Origin of the sequence: Paenibacillus sp. FSL R7-0652 (assembly GCF_038595045.1) — a bacterium.
Lineage (GTDB): Bacteria > Bacillota > Bacilli > Paenibacillales > Paenibacillaceae > Paenibacillus.
Genome location: NZ_CP152001.1, coordinates 1,183,359 through 1,201,517, shown reverse-complemented (window position 1 = coordinate 1,201,517; position 18,159 = coordinate 1,183,359). Strand labels below are relative to the sequence as shown.

At 48.3% G+C, this 18,159-nt stretch carries 13 protein-coding genes; 2 read left to right on the top strand and 11 right to left on the bottom strand.

Annotation, left to right across the window (positions count from 1 at the left end):
• Positions 1-177: 177 nt before the first annotated feature.
• The 7 genes from MKY97_RS05320 to MKY97_RS05290 form a co-directional block, all read right to left on the bottom strand.
• Positions 178-2,610, bottom strand: a complete 2,433-nt coding sequence (locus MKY97_RS05320) for a glycoside hydrolase family 6 protein (RefSeq protein WP_342556240.1) — start codon at positions 2,608-2,610, stop codon at positions 178-180.
• A gap of 586 nt (positions 2,611-3,196) precedes the next feature.
• Positions 3,197-4,273 carry an efflux RND transporter periplasmic adaptor subunit gene (locus MKY97_RS05315; RefSeq protein WP_342554462.1) on the bottom strand — a complete coding sequence of 359 codons (1,077 nt, stop codon included), beginning with the start codon at positions 4,271-4,273 and terminating at the stop codon, positions 3,197-3,199.
• 80 nt (positions 4,274-4,353) lie between these two features.
• Complete coding sequence (locus tag MKY97_RS05310) at positions 4,354-5,721, bottom strand: ABC transporter permease (protein WP_342554461.1); 1,368 nt, start codon at positions 5,719-5,721, stop codon at positions 4,354-4,356.
• 23 nt (positions 5,722-5,744) lie between these two features.
• Positions 5,745-6,434 (bottom strand): ABC transporter ATP-binding protein, encoded by a 690-nt coding sequence (locus tag MKY97_RS05305; RefSeq protein WP_342554460.1) that lies wholly within the window; start codon positions 6,432-6,434, stop codon positions 5,745-5,747.
• A gap of 269 nt (positions 6,435-6,703) precedes the next feature.
• Entirely contained in the window at positions 6,704-7,861 is a 1,158-nt protein-coding gene (locus tag MKY97_RS05300) for a hypothetical protein (RefSeq protein WP_342554459.1), read from the bottom strand.
• Positions 7,858-9,324: a HAMP domain-containing sensor histidine kinase gene (locus tag MKY97_RS05295; protein WP_342554458.1), complete on the bottom strand. Its 1,467-nt coding sequence runs from the start codon at positions 9,322-9,324 to the stop codon at positions 7,858-7,860. Before MKY97_RS05295 ends, MKY97_RS05300 begins: the two co-directional genes overlap by 4 nt.
• On the bottom strand, positions 9,321-10,034 hold the full coding sequence (locus MKY97_RS05290) for a response regulator transcription factor (protein ID WP_342554457.1): 714 nt from the start codon (positions 10,032-10,034) through the stop codon (positions 9,321-9,323). Before MKY97_RS05290 ends, MKY97_RS05295 begins: the two co-directional genes overlap by 4 nt.
• 210 nt (positions 10,035-10,244) lie before the next feature.
• Here MKY97_RS05290 and MKY97_RS05285 point away from each other — a divergent pair, with 210 nt between their 5' ends.
• Positions 10,245-10,721, top strand: a complete 477-nt coding sequence (locus MKY97_RS05285) for an RNA polymerase sigma factor (RefSeq protein WP_342554456.1) — start codon at positions 10,245-10,247, stop codon at positions 10,719-10,721.
• Between the two features lie 284 nt (positions 10,722-11,005).
• Positions 11,006-13,756, top strand: coding sequence for a DUF5689 domain-containing protein (locus MKY97_RS05280; protein ID WP_342556239.1), 2,751 nt, complete (start codon positions 11,006-11,008; stop codon positions 13,754-13,756).
• A gap of 1,110 nt (positions 13,757-14,866) precedes the next feature.
• Here MKY97_RS05280 and MKY97_RS05275 read toward each other — a convergent pair.
• The 4 genes from MKY97_RS05275 to phnC all read right to left on the bottom strand — a co-directional run bounded on the left by MKY97_RS05275 (position 14,867) and on the right by phnC (position 18,009).
• On the bottom strand, positions 14,867-15,127 hold the full coding sequence (locus MKY97_RS05275) for a hypothetical protein (RefSeq protein WP_342554455.1): 261 nt from the start codon (positions 15,125-15,127) through the stop codon (positions 14,867-14,869).
• A 421-nt stretch (positions 15,128-15,548) separates the two neighbouring features.
• Positions 15,549-16,358 (bottom strand): phosphonate ABC transporter, permease protein PhnE, encoded by an 810-nt coding sequence (gene phnE / locus MKY97_RS05270; RefSeq protein ID WP_342556238.1) that lies wholly within the window; start codon positions 16,356-16,358, stop codon positions 15,549-15,551.
• Entirely contained in the window at positions 16,358-17,215 is an 858-nt protein-coding gene (gene phnE / locus MKY97_RS05265; RefSeq protein ID WP_342554454.1) for a phosphonate ABC transporter, permease protein PhnE, read from the bottom strand. Before phnE (MKY97_RS05265) ends, phnE (MKY97_RS05270) begins: the two co-directional genes overlap by 1 nt.
• Positions 17,212-18,009: a phosphonate ABC transporter ATP-binding protein gene (gene phnC, locus MKY97_RS05260; protein WP_342554453.1), complete on the bottom strand. Its 798-nt coding sequence runs from the start codon at positions 18,007-18,009 to the stop codon at positions 17,212-17,214. The genes phnE (MKY97_RS05265) and phnC overlap by 4 nt, the downstream gene beginning before the upstream one ends.
• Positions 18,010-18,159 lie beyond the last annotated feature (150 nt).

Below are 18,159 nucleotides of genomic sequence, written 5' to 3'. Positions count from 1 at the left end.
GTCAGCTGTGATCGACCTGCAAACGTTCCAGGGCAGCTCTACAACCCAAATACCGCCGCTTTCCCTGACGGGAAAGGGCGGTATTCAGGTTTGAACAGCGAATTGTTAAGCCTCGGCTGCTTAATCTTGACCTGTTCAATCATCGCTAGGAACAAGAAGTACTACAGCCAGACAGCATTACGGCTCAATTCCCCATACGAGATTGCCGTCTTGGTAGAGCGTAACTTTGTCCCAATCCGCATAAGACGTTTTGGTTGGATCATAGGAATAGTCATCACTCTCGTCAAAGTTCGACCAGTCCGTTTTGAACATGCGAAGCTGAATATCACCGGATTGTCCGCCAGCAGCAATGCTTCCGGCGCCGGAGGTGAAGCTCAGCTCAACATATCCCTCTCCGAAGGTACGTTCAATGTTAGCCGCACCAACTACAGCATAGTCAATAGCGGAATCCATTGCCGCTGTGCCTTCTTTGGTGAAGTAATAACGGAGTTTCAAGTCACTCAGTTCTACTGCAGTACTGCCCAGATTTTTGATGTTGAACAAAGGTCTGATCTGGTTATCCAATGCATTGGTATCTCCTACACGATACTGCACCACCAGATCACTTGTCGGTACGACCACACCACCTGCTGGTGTTGCAGAAGCGACAGCAGAATTTGCACTTTGTCCCGCTGCATTCACCGCACTTACCACGTAATAATAGGTTGTGCCATTCGTCAGATCAGTGTTGGTATACGACGCTGCTGTTACATTGGAAGCAATCGTTGTGAATGGACCTGCAGCAGTCAGCGCACGTTTCACGTTATAGCTGGTCGCACCTGCGGAAGCTGTCCAGGACAGGCTCACCTGTGCGTTTCCAGCGGTTGCAGTCAGAGCCGTTGGTGCCGCAGGAGCTGTTACAGCTGCCGCTGGCGTTGCCATTGCAGCTGCCGAATTGACGCTTTCGCCTGCCGCATTGCTTGCTGTCACTACATAATAGTACGTTGTGCCGTTGGTCAGACCTGTATTGGTGTATGTTGTTCCGCTGACATTCGCAGCAACCGTCACAAACGGTCCGGATGCGCTGAGCGCACGTTTCACGCTGTAACTCGTCGCACCTGCGGAAGCCGACCATGTTAAGGTCACTTGAGCATTGCCCGCGGCGGCTGTTACGGAAGCAGGTGCTGCCGGAGCTGTGTTTCCGCCCGGAGGATTGCCTCCGCTGCTCTCTGGCAGTACTGGGAAGGAGTTCTTCACCAGCTGCACAAATTGTTCATGGAACCAGTGGCCTGATACCGGCGCGTTAGGCATTGCACCTGTCAGCACTCCATCCTTCGTTGTATACGTTGGATCACACATCCGGTCGAAGCCTTTGCCTTCATTGTTCGGAATTTCAGAACTGGAGCCATCCGATTCACCTGGAGGTTTTACCCATACATAGGCATCCAGATGTGCAGGTCCTGGAGCTGCCTTTGGCGCTTCTCCGATCCCAGCTCCGCTTGCATTACACCAGTTGCCCCGGTGCTCCCGTCGATCCACACGACCGGAATTGACGTAATCATTGATGTTGCTGCCCACAGCTGCAGCGGGACGATTCTCCCCGCCCCATCCGTTACGACTTGTATCAATCAGGAAACCGGTGCTCGCCGGCCATCCTGCTTGTACAAAATCCGCATACAGCTTCGCTGTGAAATCGGTTTCGTCAAAATACGGATTCCATTCATAGAACTTCGCGGAACGAATTGGTTGTCCACCAATGTTCAAGTCAGGATTCGAAAGGTTCGGTTCAGCCAGCGGTGTTGTGTTGGCTGTATTAGTAATGAAGCCATCCGCACTGCTCAGTCCACCGAGCGTATCGCCTACCACATCGGTATAGAGCGCTACTGCTTCAGTTCGGTTGTTATCCCATCCGAGCCAGCCCGAGTGACCGATATCGAGATAGTTGTACACATTAGGAATCGCATGCAGCTTGTCCAAAGCATATTTTACCCCAGCCTCATAAATGCCTGTTGACGCCGCTTGACCACAAGCAGGTGTGCTGAGGTTGGTTACCAGGTTCGGCAGACTGTCCGGTTCAATAATGGCAATGATACGGATATCCTGATATTTCGGATCGGCGAAAATATCTGCGATCACGTCAATGTAATCCGTTTTATACGTCTGCAAAGCCGCCTGGGTTAAAGGAAGCTCTCCGTTCGACGCAAGGGCATGACAGTCCCGGCCCGGCAGGTTATAGATAACAAAGGACGCCGTAATAGGTACGCCCGGCTTCTTCTGAGCGAGCACTGCGTCCAGATGTTCCTCTACGCTCTTGCGGCCAGCATTATCTGCCCCGCCGTAGATCGCTGCAATACGGTCAATCCATACCGCTGTAGGATAGGATTTCACCGTTTCCATCTTGGCCTTCAGCGAAGCATCATTGGTAAGTGCAATAGAGGTATCCACTAGTGCAGAATAGTCCTCATTGAGATATGCCGTCGCACCGACAAAAGGATTATTCACATGCGCCTCAGCCGCCTGAGCCACGCCTGAAGACATGCCCGGGAAGATTCCTGCTGCAAGCAGCGCAGCTGCCATCATGTGTTTTACACCTTTGTGCAGTATCTTCCGGCCTCTTGATTTTGTTTTCATTGTTTTCTTCATAGTTCCACCTTTCCCTTAGATCGATTGGATTGAACTTATGTCTGCTGTTCCTCTGTGTATAAGCAGGATGCATGGCACAAAGTGCATGAGAGTGAGTAGTGTTTCGATCGCCTCCATCATCGATAAAATGAGGTTAAGCAAAATAAACGTCGGGTGTATTCGGGTAGAGATGCTTTGTGAGTGTGTGTGAGGGGTCAAATCCATGAGAGTATACCGTGGTAGTCCAGCTGATCCATATCCTGGGACGATTCGGTTGAAGAACAGAGAAGTTGGAATGCATAACCGTAAATCTCGTAAGCGCTTACCTTTTGAACTTTTAGAAAAGGCTTCAACCTTTGATGACTGCCTGTTCACCTCCTTATAGTGTGATTATACGACATGTAAATATTACTGTAAATTGAATTATATAAATTTAATTATATTTTTTTCCACATAAAAAGGAGGATTTCTCTTCTCCACCGTCCCCAAAGCGAAAAGGCCCATTACGGCATGCCTCCCCCGCAATGAACCTTTTACAAGTCAGGTCGACTATTTACCCAATTCTGGCTTTTGGCTGACATCCCCAGCCTCAACTTTATTGAATAACAACAGCATCTCCCGGCTTCAAACCGCTGATCACCTCCGTTTTATCCCCTGACTCCATTCCGGTTTTAATCGAAACCTGCTCCAACTTTCCGTTTCCTTTATCCAGCAGCACATAAGGGTCCGGCTGATCTCGCATAATGGCAAGGCTGGATACGGCAGTCACCTTGTCTTTGCGCATCGTTTCAATATCTCCCTCAAGGCTGACACCACCATACATACGGGCATCCGGCTTCAGATCAATGACAACATCGAACTGTGAAGCTTGTTTCAGATCGGTATCCGAGCTTTTTCGGGCAAATTTGGACACTTTGCTTACGGTTCCGGTAAATTTCAAGTCCTTCTGTGCACTCATTCGCACCTGTACCGGCATGCCTGCCTTAAGCCTGAACATCTCTTCTTCACCCACAATGGTCATGAATTTCATTTTGCCAGTATTCGTAATTGAGCCGATCAGCTGCCCTTCCGTAACTGCCCGTGTTTTGCTCTCTTGATCGTTCAACTGAAAAATACCTGTGGCTGCCGCATACACCACCGCCCTGCTCATCACGTCCTGTTTCTTGCGTATTTCCTGCTCTTTAAGAACCAGGGCTTTCTGGTTCAATTCATTCGCGAGACGTTTGCTCTCCCGATCTGCAAAAGCTTTTTTGCGTTCCTCCTCCGTCACACCTAACGTTTCGGTCATGCCGGCCTGATTGATGCTGATCTGATTCATCTCCACATCTAACCGGGCTTTGTCCAGATCACTCTGCATCTGACTGACCTCTGTCTGCAGTGCTGAGGTATCCAGCGTGAACAGAACATCTCCCTTTTTCACCTGCTCCCCGTTCTTGACATGCCACTGCTTGATGTTGGAAGTATACGGAGCAAATACGTCCGTCTGCTCGGTATACACCGATTTACCCTTGACCTGTATCGTTTGCGTCATTGTTTCCTGTGTCACATCAAAGGTAATCGGTGGTGGTGCTTCGACAGGCGCTTCGGGCTGGGGTTTGTATTTCTCGTACACCCAATATCCCGCACCTGCCATAAGTACAATGGTAATGATGATGCTGATCCATTTCTTCATGCGTTATATTCCCTTTCACTGATAAGTTTGAGTCTTGAAAATAGTTCCCGGATTCCGCTCGTACTTCTCTCGCCGAGCGATCACATCGATTTAATGACACTCAGCGCGTTAGTTCGGGATGCACTAATTGCTGGATAAATACCCGATACCACACCGACAAGTACGGCAAAAACAATCCCCATCGGCAGTGCCGACTGCTGAATAACCACCGTCATCGGTCCACCCGCCTGATCAGCCATCTGACTCGCGAGCAGCTGGTTCACCCCTCCAAGCGCAGCAAACGCAATGCCTACACCCGCCACGCCACCAATGAATCCCAGCATGGCTGCCTCCGCTATAAACATCTGACGGATCTGCCACAGGTTGGCACCAAGCACCTTCATAACGCCAATCTGCTTGCGCCGCTGATGAGTAGACATGATCATTGCTACAATAATAGACAGCGAAGCCAGAACCATAATGAAACCGCCAATGCCGATGGCTGCTTTCTGATACATCGCAAGCTGTCCAGCCATAGCCTCTTCCTGAAAGAGATTGCTTTGTGTGTTTAACGTCAGCTTCTTGATCTGCTCCTCAACCTGGGCGACATGCCGCTTGTTATCCACTTTCACCAAAGCCGAATTAAGACGTTTAAGCGCCGGGCTGTCCGTCTGCTGCAGTCCCAGCTCATCCTGCAGGGCACGTGCCGTATCGAGCGGCACATATACTTTTTTGTCATTCTGTGCGCTCATATCATCCATATTGGATGGTTTGACCAGTTCACCCGATACACGTATCGTGCCGCTCATCTTGGTCTTTCTGCCATTCATAAAGTCCTCATACCTAAATTGAACACGTTGCTGCATCAGTTGATCCTGTTTCATCATCATCTCATTGTACTGCTGCAGAAGATCATTGTTATAAGGATCGGAATTCAACTGCTCAAACAGCTTCTGGGTCACTTTGGCATCAATAAAACCATAGGTCGCTCCATAGTTCACTACGGCAGTTCGTCCATTTTCAGCCCCGCTGCCTTGTGAAAACTTGTATCCGAAACCGCCCAGTGTCCCCATTTCCGTTCCGATGACTTCCACATAGGAGCTGCGTCCATCGGGAAGCACCATATCCAGTGCATCCAGCTTTAACATCGGAGCTACAGCAGTGACATGCGGAAGCCGCTGTATAATTCGAATTTTCTCCATGGTCAGCGCGCCGCGTTCAAACTTGCTTTTCGTTCCTCCGCTGCCATTCCCCGTTTTGATCCCCTCGTTCGGACTAATCGTAATTTCGTCCATCTTGTAGTTATCGTTCAACGTTTTCTCGCTGTATGTCTGCACCGACTGACCCACACTCAGGGCAATAATCATCGCTGCCGATCCAATCGACAAGCCGATCATACAGAGCAATGTGACCACTTTGCGCCGGATGATCTGCCCCCAGGCCATGCGCACTACGTCCCGTATTCTCACTGTTCCTCTCCTTTTGCCTTATCTCATACGCTCTGCAGCTGGGCAGACTGTTCGACCAGTTTCCCCTGCTGCAAAGTCAGTACGACCTGCATCTGTTCCGCTACCTCGGCTTCGTGTGTCACAATGACAAAGGTTGTTTTCATCTCTCTGTTCAGCTGCTGCAGAATGGAAAGGATCTCTTCCTCGGTCTCTGTATCCAGGTTGCCCGTTGGTTCATCGGCGAAGATGACCGAAGGCTCTGTAATAAGCGAACGGGCGATACTAACCCGCTGCTGCTGACCGCCCGATAACTGGGAAGGAAAGAGATTGGACTTCTCGCCCAGTCCCACCTGCTCCAGCAGGCGCAGCGCCTTTTCTTTGCGTTTGGATGGTCTCACGCCCATAAACACCAAAGGCAGCTCTACATTTTCCCGAATAGTCAGGTTGGACAGCAGCTCATAGGATTGAAAAATAAAACCGATATGGCTCCGGCGAAACTCCGCCAGGCGATTCTCGCTGAAGCGTACAATGTCCTGACCCGCAATCCAAATCTTGCCCTGCGTTGGCTTCATTAAGCCAGCCATCAGATTCAGCAGCGTGGATTTGCCCGAACCTGAACTGCCCAGCAGAGCAACCATCTGCCCCTCTTGGATTGTCAGGTTAATATCCTGCAGCACCGGAACATCGACTTGTGCATTGCGAAAGGCATGGGATACATGTTCAACTTGAAGCATTTGCGCATGTCTTCCTTTCTTTTTCCTGATTATGTATTTCTGTCTATCACTCACTTTATTATAGGGTGCAGATGTATCGGGACAGGACGGAGTTGTATCCAACTTGTAACATGTCAGCACAAAAAGCCCTGCAGCAGAGCGTACAACGCCTGCATGCAGGGGGCTTATTTTCATCTATAATGGGGGGCTTAGGCAGTTGTGCATTCCTTACCTTACCTTACCTTGCCTTACCTTCTGTAAGTTCTGTCTCTATGCTCGTTGGAAACGCCTCACCACGCCTTGAAGCTAAAACGATACAGCTCACTCTTGCTGGTGGAGCTGCTCGCCAAGAACAGTTCCTCCTCAAACCATTTTAGTTTAATAAAATGGTTGATATTGCGGTAGATCACTGTATCAGAGGACAAGCTCTGATCGTTCAGGAAGGCGATATGAAGTTCATTCTTCTGGTTCTCTAGTGTATTCACATAGGCTATTCTGGATTCGTCCGCACTCAGGTCAAAATTCCAGAATGTGCCCTCCACCAGCAGGTTCAGCTTCTTCTTTTCTGCCTGATATCGGTAAAGCCCTTGAACCTGATCCACTTCTCCCTGAAAGATCATATCCCCGTTTTTCAACAAGTGATACTGCTGAATATCCTTCAATTGCAAATAAAGAGACACATCAGGGTTCTTCTCGATCGACACACGATAAACAGCATAGTTATCCTTGTGCATCACCAGAACATAAGCCTGCTTCAAATTCGGACTGATCTCGAAACTATCGATGACGATGTAGTTCTTGCCTGATTTATCCTCGTGTGTGTCAATGCCCACTTTCTTCATCATGGTTTCATCGGAGAACAACACCTGCTCCTGACCAGTCTTCAGATCGGTCTGAATGAAACCCCGCTCATCGTGACTTATTGAAGTGTCGTTATTGAGGAACTCCCTGAAATAGGATTGTTCTTTCCCCAATTTGGTGCGTTCACCACTTTTCATGTCATACATAAAGGCAGCGCGTTGAGCTTGTCCCGAACGGTACTGAGCATACATCAGCTTGGTTCGATCCGGGCTCAGCACAACGCCAAAATCGGTGTTGCTGCTGATCTCCTCTACCTGATTATCATCCAGATACAGCTTCAGCAGCCGCAGTCCCGAATAGGAACGTTCTGTGCTGTTGACAACGATTGTATTCCGATCTCCGATATCAAAATCATAGATTACGAAATCATTTGGAATCTTTGTCGCCGACTCAATCTGGATCGTACTGCTTGCCGGAGGAGCGAGACGGCTGTCGAACTGTGCTCCGGGCAAAATCACAGTACGCGGTTTAAGCTGGCCAATGCTGAACAGGCTGCCAATCCCGAATATGCCGCCTACAAAGGCAATGAGCAGACCGGACAGCATCAGCTTGTCGCGATGTTTGTGCCAAAAGCCGGTATGTTTCATTGATTTCTTTCCCCCGGCAGGCGGATCATCACTTGAGTCCCTTCCCGTATAATGCTTTTCATTTCCACTGTTCCTCCATGACGCTCCACAATGTTCTTTACAATCGACAAGCCCAAACCGGCGCTGCCTTTCTCGATTCGGTTCATGCCCTTATCCTGATAGAAGGGTTCAAATACATGGTTCAGCGCTTCAGCGCCAATGCCCTCTCCCTGATCTTGAATCAGGATGGCAATGGTCTGTTCTTCCCGCGTGGACTGTACTTCAATGATGGAGTTCACATCACTGTACTTGACGGAATTATCCAGCAAGTTCAGGAATACTTCCTTCAGCTTGTCCCGATCTCCCCTCACATACAGTTCTTCCTCAAGCTCATAATGAATGCCGATATTGTATTTGCCTGCCTTGATGGACATATCTTCACACGCTTCCCGAATAATATCCGAGACATCAACTCGTTCAAAGCGATAGTTTTCAATGACTGCCGAGGATACCGAAACTTCCAGAATGTCCGCAACCATCGAATTCAGCCGGCGGCTTTCCTTGATGATATAATTCATGCCTTTGTCGAAAAAATCCGGGTCGGTGAACCCGTTATCCCGCAAAATCTGCGCATAGCCCAGAATGGTCGTCAGGGGTGTTTTTAGTTCATGTGTCACATTGTCAAAAAAAACTTTGCTTCGCGCCTGGACTTGTTTCACTTCGTCCCGCTCCCGCTCAATCACATCGATCTGCTCCCGCACCCGGTCAATCATGACCGTGAAGCTTGCTGCCAGCTCGCCGATCTCATCCTTCGTAGCAATCTGAATATCGGCATTCAGACTGCCTTGGGCCACTTCGGCAGAACGTTTAGTGAGTACACGAATCGGCTGTGTAATTTTCCGGGAAATAAAAATCGAAGCAATGAAAACAAACACAAATATCGTCGCTGCAAACAGCTTGATCGTATCCTGAAAACGCATATTGCGCTGATACAGGTCGGTGTAATCCTTCTCAAGCTGCACTATACCAACAAGCTGCTGGTCACTTTGTACCGGGAAAGACAGGCTCGCCATAACCCGTCCTTGATCGACTTTTGTCGTATAGGCAATTTTAGACTGCATCGCTTCTCTCAAATCTGCTATGTCTGTGTGTTTGACAAGTTTTTCCCCGCCGGTACTCGAGCCGTATGGAGAAGCATCGGGACGATAAAGCGTAATTTTACCGCCAACCGCAGAACCGATCTGCTCCTCCAGTTCCCGACTGCCCGCCTCCAGCGAACTTTTGCTGATGCGTTTATTATGGATGAGAAAGTACTGATTCAGAGCGATATCCAGATTTTTTTTGGACTGCACCATATCCTCATGCACTTCACGGTACATATTCTCTTGAGCAACCTTGTTAGACAGAATCAGCAGTGCCGAGAAACCGATAAAAACGATAACGGAGAACAGCACAACCATCTTGAACTGGATGGTCCATTTCATGTTTGCACCTGAATATTCAGCTTGTATCCTACGCCAAATACCGTTTCAATCATCGATATGCCCTGATCTCCGCTGTCCAGTTTTTTGCGTATACGCTGCACATGAATATCCACTGTACGAGTATCCCCTGCAAAATCAAATCCCCACACCTTGTCCAGCAGTTCTGAACGTGTATGTACTTTTCGATGGTGGTTCACGAGAAATAGCAGCAGGTCATACTCCTTGTTGGTAAGTCCTGCCCGTTCTCCATCCTTCCACACTTCGCGTTCATCCTTGCGAATCTCAATATGTTTACCCAGCCTGACTACTTCGTAAGACTGGTTCTCCAGCGTCTCGCTGATAAGGTCAATGCGGCGGAAAATAGCCCGGATACGTGCCACCACTTCGCGAATATCAAAAGGTTTTGTAATGTAGTCGTCCGCACCCAACTCCATGCCAAGCACTTTATCCAGCATATCCGACTTTGCCGTAATCATGATTACGGGAATTTTTGAATTTACAGACAGCTGCCTGCACACATCAAACCCGCTCATATCCGGCAGCATCAGATCCAGCAAAATCAGATCAGGCTTGGACTCCCGCAGCAGACTGAGTCCTTCTCTACCTGAAGCTGCCTCCTTGATCTCAAACCCTTCCTTGCGAAGGGAATAGGACAAAATATCGCGAATGGACTCTTCATCCTCGATGATTAATATCTCTTTTGGTCTCATAATACATTCGTAATCTCCCTGCTCTATGAATTTCATCTGCCTATATTTTGTATCCCAATCTATCTGCTTGAACAGAGGTAATCAAGAAATGTTACAACTCCGATACAACTCTGAACCTTTTGGAAACAACCTCTCGTTATACTTGCATTACAGAACAACAAACAGACCGGAATCAAGGCTTGATCCATTTCCAAGGGGGATTCACATCTTATGAACTACTCACAGATCAATGATGCTTACACCAACTATAAATCAGAAATCACCAGGTATCTATCCCAAATCCTCAAACAGCCGCAGGATGCAGAGGATCTAACACAGGATTGTTTTATTCGTCTGATGAACGTAACAACACCAATTCCCGAAGACCGGGTCCTCTATTATCTCAAGCGTATTGCTCGCAATCTGGCCATGGACAGCTTCCGTAGACGTACCCGGACCCTGCGGCGCGACAGCCGTCTTGAAGTACAGACATACCATGTCGATACACATCCGATGGAGATTAACGAAGGCGTTAACGAAATCGTCTCCCATATTAACAATACCGAGCATCGCAAAATTCTGGAACTTCGCCTGATCCATGGATATTCCATCAAAGAAACAGCCGAAATGGTCGACCGCAGTGAGGGGATGATCAAATCCTCTGTTTTTCACGCAGTCAATCGAATCCGTGCCAAAGTCATCTCGTAGAGATGGCTTTTTCCATTCTAGACATGACTTTTTTTCATTCAAGTCCCCTCTCCACTTCTGCTGAACCTCAATAATCCAAATGACCTATTCACATAACTTAACACGACGAAATACCTAATTTTACAAATTTCGATCTAATTTTTACATTTTGTTATGACTATGTGAGATTTTCACGTGGTAGAATATGGACGAAGTTATGAATCAACTAATTTTTGGGAGGGATTTGGTTGGGTAAATTGACACGTTTGCGGGGAGTCTGGTTAAAATCACTCCTGGCATTGTCTATGGCTTTGCCGCTTCAGATCGGATTGTGGAACGGAGATGCTTCGGTTCATGCGGAAGGACCGACAGACCCGGCACCATTCATTCAAGCCAAGGTTGTTAATGAGAATGCCGGCAAAAAAGTATTGTTCGACAATTCACACGGCCAGACAGCCGGAGCGGCAGATTGGGTCATCGATGGCGGATTCTCCGATTTTGCCAATGCTTTGGCGAACGACGGCTATTATGTGAAAGAACTGCGCAAAACGTCTCCTTTTACCTATGATGATCTGAAAGAGTACAACGTATTCGTTATTGCAGAACCTCAGATTCCTTTCAAAACGTCCGAACAGGCCGCTTTGAAACAATATGTTGAATCCGGCGGCAGTATTTTCTTCATTGGAGATCATTATAACGCCGACCGTAACAAAAACCGGTGGGATGGTTCCGAGGTCATCAACGGGTATCGCCGCGGCGCATATGAAGACCCGACCAAAGGCATGAGTGCTGACGAGCGCAGCTCCGAAGCGATGCAGGATGTAACCAGCACGGACTGGTTGTCTGATAACTTTGGCGTACGTTTCCGTTATAACGCACTCGGCGACATTAACGCCAATATCATCGTGCCGGCTGATCAAGCCTTCGGCATTACCGAAGGGGTATCTGCTGTAGCGATGCATGCAGGTTCTACGCTGGCAATCACAGATCCTGAGAAAGCCAAAGGCATCGTGTACCTGCCAAAAACAAACGCCAAATGGAATAATGCTGTAGATCAGGGCGTGTACAATGGTGGCGGCATTGAAGAAGGACCTTATGTGGCTGTATCCAAACTGGGTTCAGGCAAAGCAGCCTTCATAGGTGATTCCTCCCCGGTGGAAGACGCATCCCCGAAATATTTGCGTGAAGAGACCGGCACACGTAAAACAACGTATGACGGCTTCAAAGAAGCCGATGATGCCGCACTGCTCGTCAATACGGTAAACTGGCTGGCTGAGCAGGAAAACTACACCAAGCTGTCCGAAGTGAACGGCCTTACACTGGATACGGCTACAGCGCTGCTGCCATTTGAGGAGCCTGCCGCTTCGACGGAGCCGCAAGCTGAACCTTGGGCTGCTCCTGCAGCCGGATACAAGTGGTATGACCGTTCCACGTTCAAACCAGGCTCTTACGGCGGTCCTGCATCCAGCGCTAATGCAGCGTACAGCTTCGTGAAGCAGGATACCCTGCCTAACGCGGAAGATTTCCAAATCCGCGTAGTAGTTGAGAATATGCCGCCAAACACAACGGTTACCGGCTACAGCGCCGGAATCTATCTAACAGGCGGAACACAGGTAGCCATGATTCAGAATGACAGTGGAACATGGCCAACTTCGTACGGATACAGCTCTGCATTCAGCGTAACATCAGATAGCAAAGGCCGCGCAGTTAAAGACCTGAATGTACGCATTAAACCAGGCACGAATGGTAATGCCAGCTTGCGTCTTCGCCTGAACGGCAGCAACCTGATTACCAATGCGGTAAGCATCGCCAATGTACCTGCACAGCCGCTGCCGGAAGAAGAGGGTCCGATTCCAGCAGCGATCTCTGTTGCGGAAGCACGCACCAAAGCGGTTGGCACTACAGTAACCGTTGAAGGTGTTGTGACCACCAAACCGGGTTCTTTTGGCGGACAATCCTTCTATCTTCAGGATGAAACAGCCGGAATCTATGTTTTCCAGCACACGAGCGGATTCGATGTAGGTGACAAAGTGAAAGTGACTGCACCAACAACGATCTACAATAGTGAGTTCGAGTTAACCGACGTGGTTGCGATTGAGAAAACAGGAACAGCTGCTGTTCCTGCTCCGACTCTCGTTACTGCGATTAATGATGCCAACCAAGGGCAGCTCGTCCAGTTGAAAAACGTAACGATCCAAAACATCATCAGCGCCACGCCTGCCGGTTCATTTGAATTTGATGCGACAGCTTCTGACGGGACAAGCACACATGTGCGTGTGGATACACGTACTGGTGTAAGTGAAACGACTTTCCCTTATACGGCTGGTGACAAGATTGATATCACAGGCATTTCAGCTATTTTCAAAGACGTATTTCAATTGAAACCGAGAAGCTCGAATGACATTGAAGCTGCGGAAGAACAAGGTGGAGGCGAAGGACCTTCCACTCCAGCTGAAGGAGCGCCGGGCAAACCGGTACTTTCTTCCGATAACGGATATGCGAGCGGCTTGTCCGACGGTTCATACAACGTTAGCATGAATCTGTGGTGGGGCGAAAACGCAGCCGAGTACAAGCTCTACGAGAACGGTGTGCTGGTGGATACGCAAAAATTAACGGCTGCTTCACCTGCTGCACAGTTTGCTAAAACGGCGATTACAGGTAAAGCCAACGGGACTTACACCTATGTTGCTGAGCTGATCAACGATAAAGGTACAACCCGCAGTGACGAGCTGACGGTTCGGATCGCGCATGCAGCTCCCGGTAAAGCCGTATTGTCTCAGAACAACTGGGATGGTGATGGCGAATATACGGTTACCATGAACCTCTGGTGGGGTACCAATGCATCCGAATACCGTCTCTATGAAAATGATGTACTCATTGATACCCAAACGTTGAATGCTGCATCACCGTCTGCTCAAACGGCCAAGACGGATCTAAGCGGTCGTGCGAACGGAACGTATACGTACCGTGCCGAGTTGATCAACGCCGCAGGTATGACCAGTACCGAAACGGTTACTGTTCAGGTGAACAAAGCAGTTTTGCCTTTGGCAAGCTAGTTTAGAAATAACAGCAAGATGACGAGTAGAATAGGAGCAGTATTAGACAGTATGAGGATTAGGTATAGGGATGGGAATGTACGCAGAGACGTCAGCAGTAATGAACCAAGCAGCAAATCCAGTAACAAGTTTAGTAATGAGTAAAGTAACAAAGACTGTTACCAATAGTGACAAATAAACTAAAGAAACGATACGAAGACATTAAGGTAGATCGTAAGGTAAACAGTAAAAAAAAGCATCAACAAAAACCGTAACGTAAAAAAACGAAACTACACAGTCCGTGAAAAAGGCAGTGTTGGTTTCGTTTTTTTCGTTACACATCTAATGCTGGTGCTGCAAATTTTATGATAGTTTTACGAATTCAGCGCTAGCGTCGCGAAATCAGTGAGAGTGCTGCGAGTTCAGCGCTTGTATCACATAATCAGTGATACACATCTTTATAATCTTTTCGCAACCGCTTGAAGAATCGTTTAGTATTTATTTGCAAACGTCAACAGACGCTGAGTCATTGAGAAGAAGCGAATCACCATCTAAACAGGCTCCCTCCGCGCTAACGATTCTGAAAGACCTTATTTGCTCGTTTTTGCCACATTTCAAATCCTAACGATCTTCAGCGACGCAATTTGGTTGTTTTTCAGCTCCTGGAGGGTGAAAATGGGCTAAATGCAGCAAATAGCGTCACTACGAATCGTTAGAATATTAAAGAGAGCTTTTTGGGCTAAATAAGGCTCCTGGAGATCGTTAGCGGTCACCTAGGTATTAAAATAGACCACACCCTCCTCCTCCTCAAAGGCTAGCTCACCAACTAGTTTCATACTCCCCTCATCCTCAAACACTGACTCATCTGGTACTCCGCACCCGCAATCCATCTACTCTGACATTCTAGCTGGGAGCACAATTAGACTTCGAACCATACTTTAGCTCACCCTAACTCACCTTAACTCACCTTACTTTTTGCAATTTTCTTCGTTACTTCACTTCACTTAACCTCACGTCACACACCTTGCCTTTTTTACTAACCGATTGCTTCGATCTGTCTATAAAGTTACTCCTTACGTTTCACTGCTAAACGCGCTGCACAGGATTCTCTTTCATCCGAGTATTAAAAAGTCATTTCAGGCGCAGTTTCTCATCACTTTGCCTTACAAATAGGATGCTGTTCCATACTGCACAATAAGCAGCTAAAGCCATCACACCAATGACAAAAAACAGGTTCATCTGCGTGAACGAATAGCTGCTCCCGGTAAAAACAATGAGAACGGCACTAATTCCGATGTTCTCTCGATTATATTTTTGAAACTTCTGAAAGATCATTCTGTAGAGCAGTAAAAGTGCCATAAACATGATCCATATCAAATAAAATATCCCCATATGCCGGGCCACCTTCTCTCAAACAACTTGGGTCTTTAAAACCTAAAACCTTATAATCAACAGCTCCATATGTACGTTTCAACCAGCTCTATGCTAAAATCATCTGACCTCGCCATTCTGACCTTTTTTCTCATCTTTCCCCTCCTCTATCAAAAATGTATAACTCTACCGTATCATAATTTCAATGTACTTCTAAACTATAATTCCGAAAAAGTTTTTAAATAAATCGTTATTTTACAAATGAGCAGAGCTGTTCGAGTCGTGCGCACTCATATCCTCTCCCATAATTAAATGACATCATCAAAGAAGCAGCTCCATGCCGATGCATGGGCTGCTTCTCATCATAGACTGCGGAATGAACCTGCTCAATCAGCCTTCTTCTTACTTTGAATTTCGGATGCCAGAATAGCTGCATGTTCTACTAAACCAGCTTCTTACGAATATATCCCGAGATCAGGTCAATGATGGTGATCATCACAATAATGCCGAGCAGGATGATGCCGACACGCGGCCAGTTACGTGTGCTGAGCGCAAAGATCAGCGGAGTTCCGATCCCGCCTGCACCGATTACACCGAGGATGGTGGCAGAACGCACATTGATCTCAAACCGATACAGCGTATAGTTCAGAAATCCCGGGATGACCTGCGGCAGAATGGCGAACCAGAGCTGCTGCATACGCGTTGCTCCGGAAGCCAGCAAAGCTTCAGACGGGCCGTAGTCCATATTTTCAACCTCATCTGAGTACAGTTTACCGAGCATCCCGATCGAGTGCAGTCCAAGGGCTAACACCCCGGCGAATGATCCGGGACCTACGGCCTTGATGAACAATAGAGCCATAATAATCTCGGGAAATGTACGGATAAAACTCAGCATCATTTTTCCCGCACCCGAGATCGCCCGATGACCGCTCATATTCCGTGCGGACCAGAAGGCAAACGGGATACACAGCACAGCGGAGATCACGGTGCCAAGTACAGAGATCGCGAGCGTATCCAGCAATCCTCGCAGCAGATCCTCTCCTTCAGGCAAATAGACAAAATTCCAATCGGGCGAGAAAATGCCCGCGATAATGGCTTTCATAATCTGCCCGGCTGTTTCCTTGAAACCGGTAAACGGCACGCCCGCAAGAGCCCACGCATAGACCAGAATTAACAGCAGCATGATAAGCCAGCGCAGCGGATTTTTCCGCGGCTTGGATCTTGGCCGAATACGGCTCACTTCATTATTCATCATAACAATTTCTCCCGCAGCTTAGTGCTCACATAGTCGATAATCAGAACGATAGCTAGTGTGAAAATAATAATGGTATTCGTCTTGTCGTACTCCAGGAATCCGAGCGTCGCTTCATAATAAAGCCCAATCCCGCCCGCACCGACCAAGCCAAGAATAGCCGCGGCACGTACATTAATCTCGAAGGCATACAGCACATAGGACGTGAACTGAGCAGCGAGTTGAGGAACGACACCGTACACGATGAGCTGGATCCGGTTCATACCCACAGCAGTCATCGCTTCAAGCGGCCCTTTGTCAATCGTCTCCAGTGTTTCATACGTGAGCTTGGCGATCAGACCCAGCGAGAATACAGCCAGCGCGAGGATACCCGGAACCGGGCCCAAACCAAATACAGCGACGAACAAAGCGGCCAGCAGCAGGTCCGGGATCGTACGAATCAGATTCAGCAGCAAACGGGCCGGATAATAGATCCAGCGGCTTGGCGCCAGATTCCCCGCACAGAGGATCGAGATGGGAATTGCAAAAATCGCACCGATGGTTGTTCCCAGCAGTGCCATACGGATCGTTTCCAGCATCCCCTGCACGATATTGTCAAAATAACTCCAGCGCGGCGGAAACATCTCCTTCAGCAGCTTCCACATCTCCGGAAATCCCGTGAACAGCTCTGTAACCCCGGCACCTGTCTGCTTCGCACTTGCCCACAAGAGCAGCAAGATGATGACCAGCGTCAGCAGATGTTTTGTTTTCCCCGGTGGTTTGGGGCGATTCACAATCTGTCCTAGGCGGGACCCAGGTTCCTTACCTGCACCTGCGCGCCCTTCATGTTCAAGTGAAACGTTGGTTTGTCCCTTCATACCAGCACTTCTCCCTGCTCATGCACGGTCTGCTTGTCCAACAATTCATCGGCGAGGATCGGTCTGCCATAAATTTCAGCAAAGCGCTCATCCGTTGCTTCTTCCACCGGACCGTCAAAAACGACTTCCCCTGCACGCAAACCGACAATACGTGTTGCATACTCTCTCGCCAGATCAATAAAATGCAGGTTAACAATCGTTGTAATCCCGAGATCCTGATTGATCCGTTTCAGGTCATCCATGACCTGTTTCGTCGTCAGCGGATCAAGGGATGCAACCGGTTCATCGGCCAAAATAATTTTTGCTTCCTGAGCCAGCACACGAGCAATGGCCACACGCTGCTGCTGTCCGCCAGACAATTGATCTGCACGGGAATACGCTTTCTCGGAAATATTCACCCGATCCAAAGCGTCAAAGGCCAGTTCAACATCTTCTTTTGGAAAACGTCCCAAAATGGTACGAAGTGTAGAATGATACCCTACCCGACCAGCCAGTACATTACGCAGCACGCTGGATCGTTTCACCAGATTGAAGCTTTGGAAGATCATGCCGATATCCCGCCGGATCATGCGCAGGCGCTTGCCCTGCGCCTTGGTGATGGAGCTTCCGTTGATCAGAATTTCACCTTCACTGATATCATGCAGCCGGTTAATGGATCGCAGCAGCGTGGATTTGCCTGCACCAGACAACCCGACCACGGCGATAAATTCTCCCTGCTTCAATTCCAAATTTATGTTGTTCAGGCCTTTCGTGCCGTTTGCATACGTTTTGGTCACATTGTGAAGCTCAATCATCCCGTTACTCCTTCTTTCATCCATAATATTTATATCGTTTCCGTTGTTCCCAGCAGAAACTTGTAATAACGGCACAAGCCAGAACAGCGTCAATTACGCTGAACTGGCCTGTTCACTGTGCAAAAGTCACGAATGGCTTGTTGGATCGAA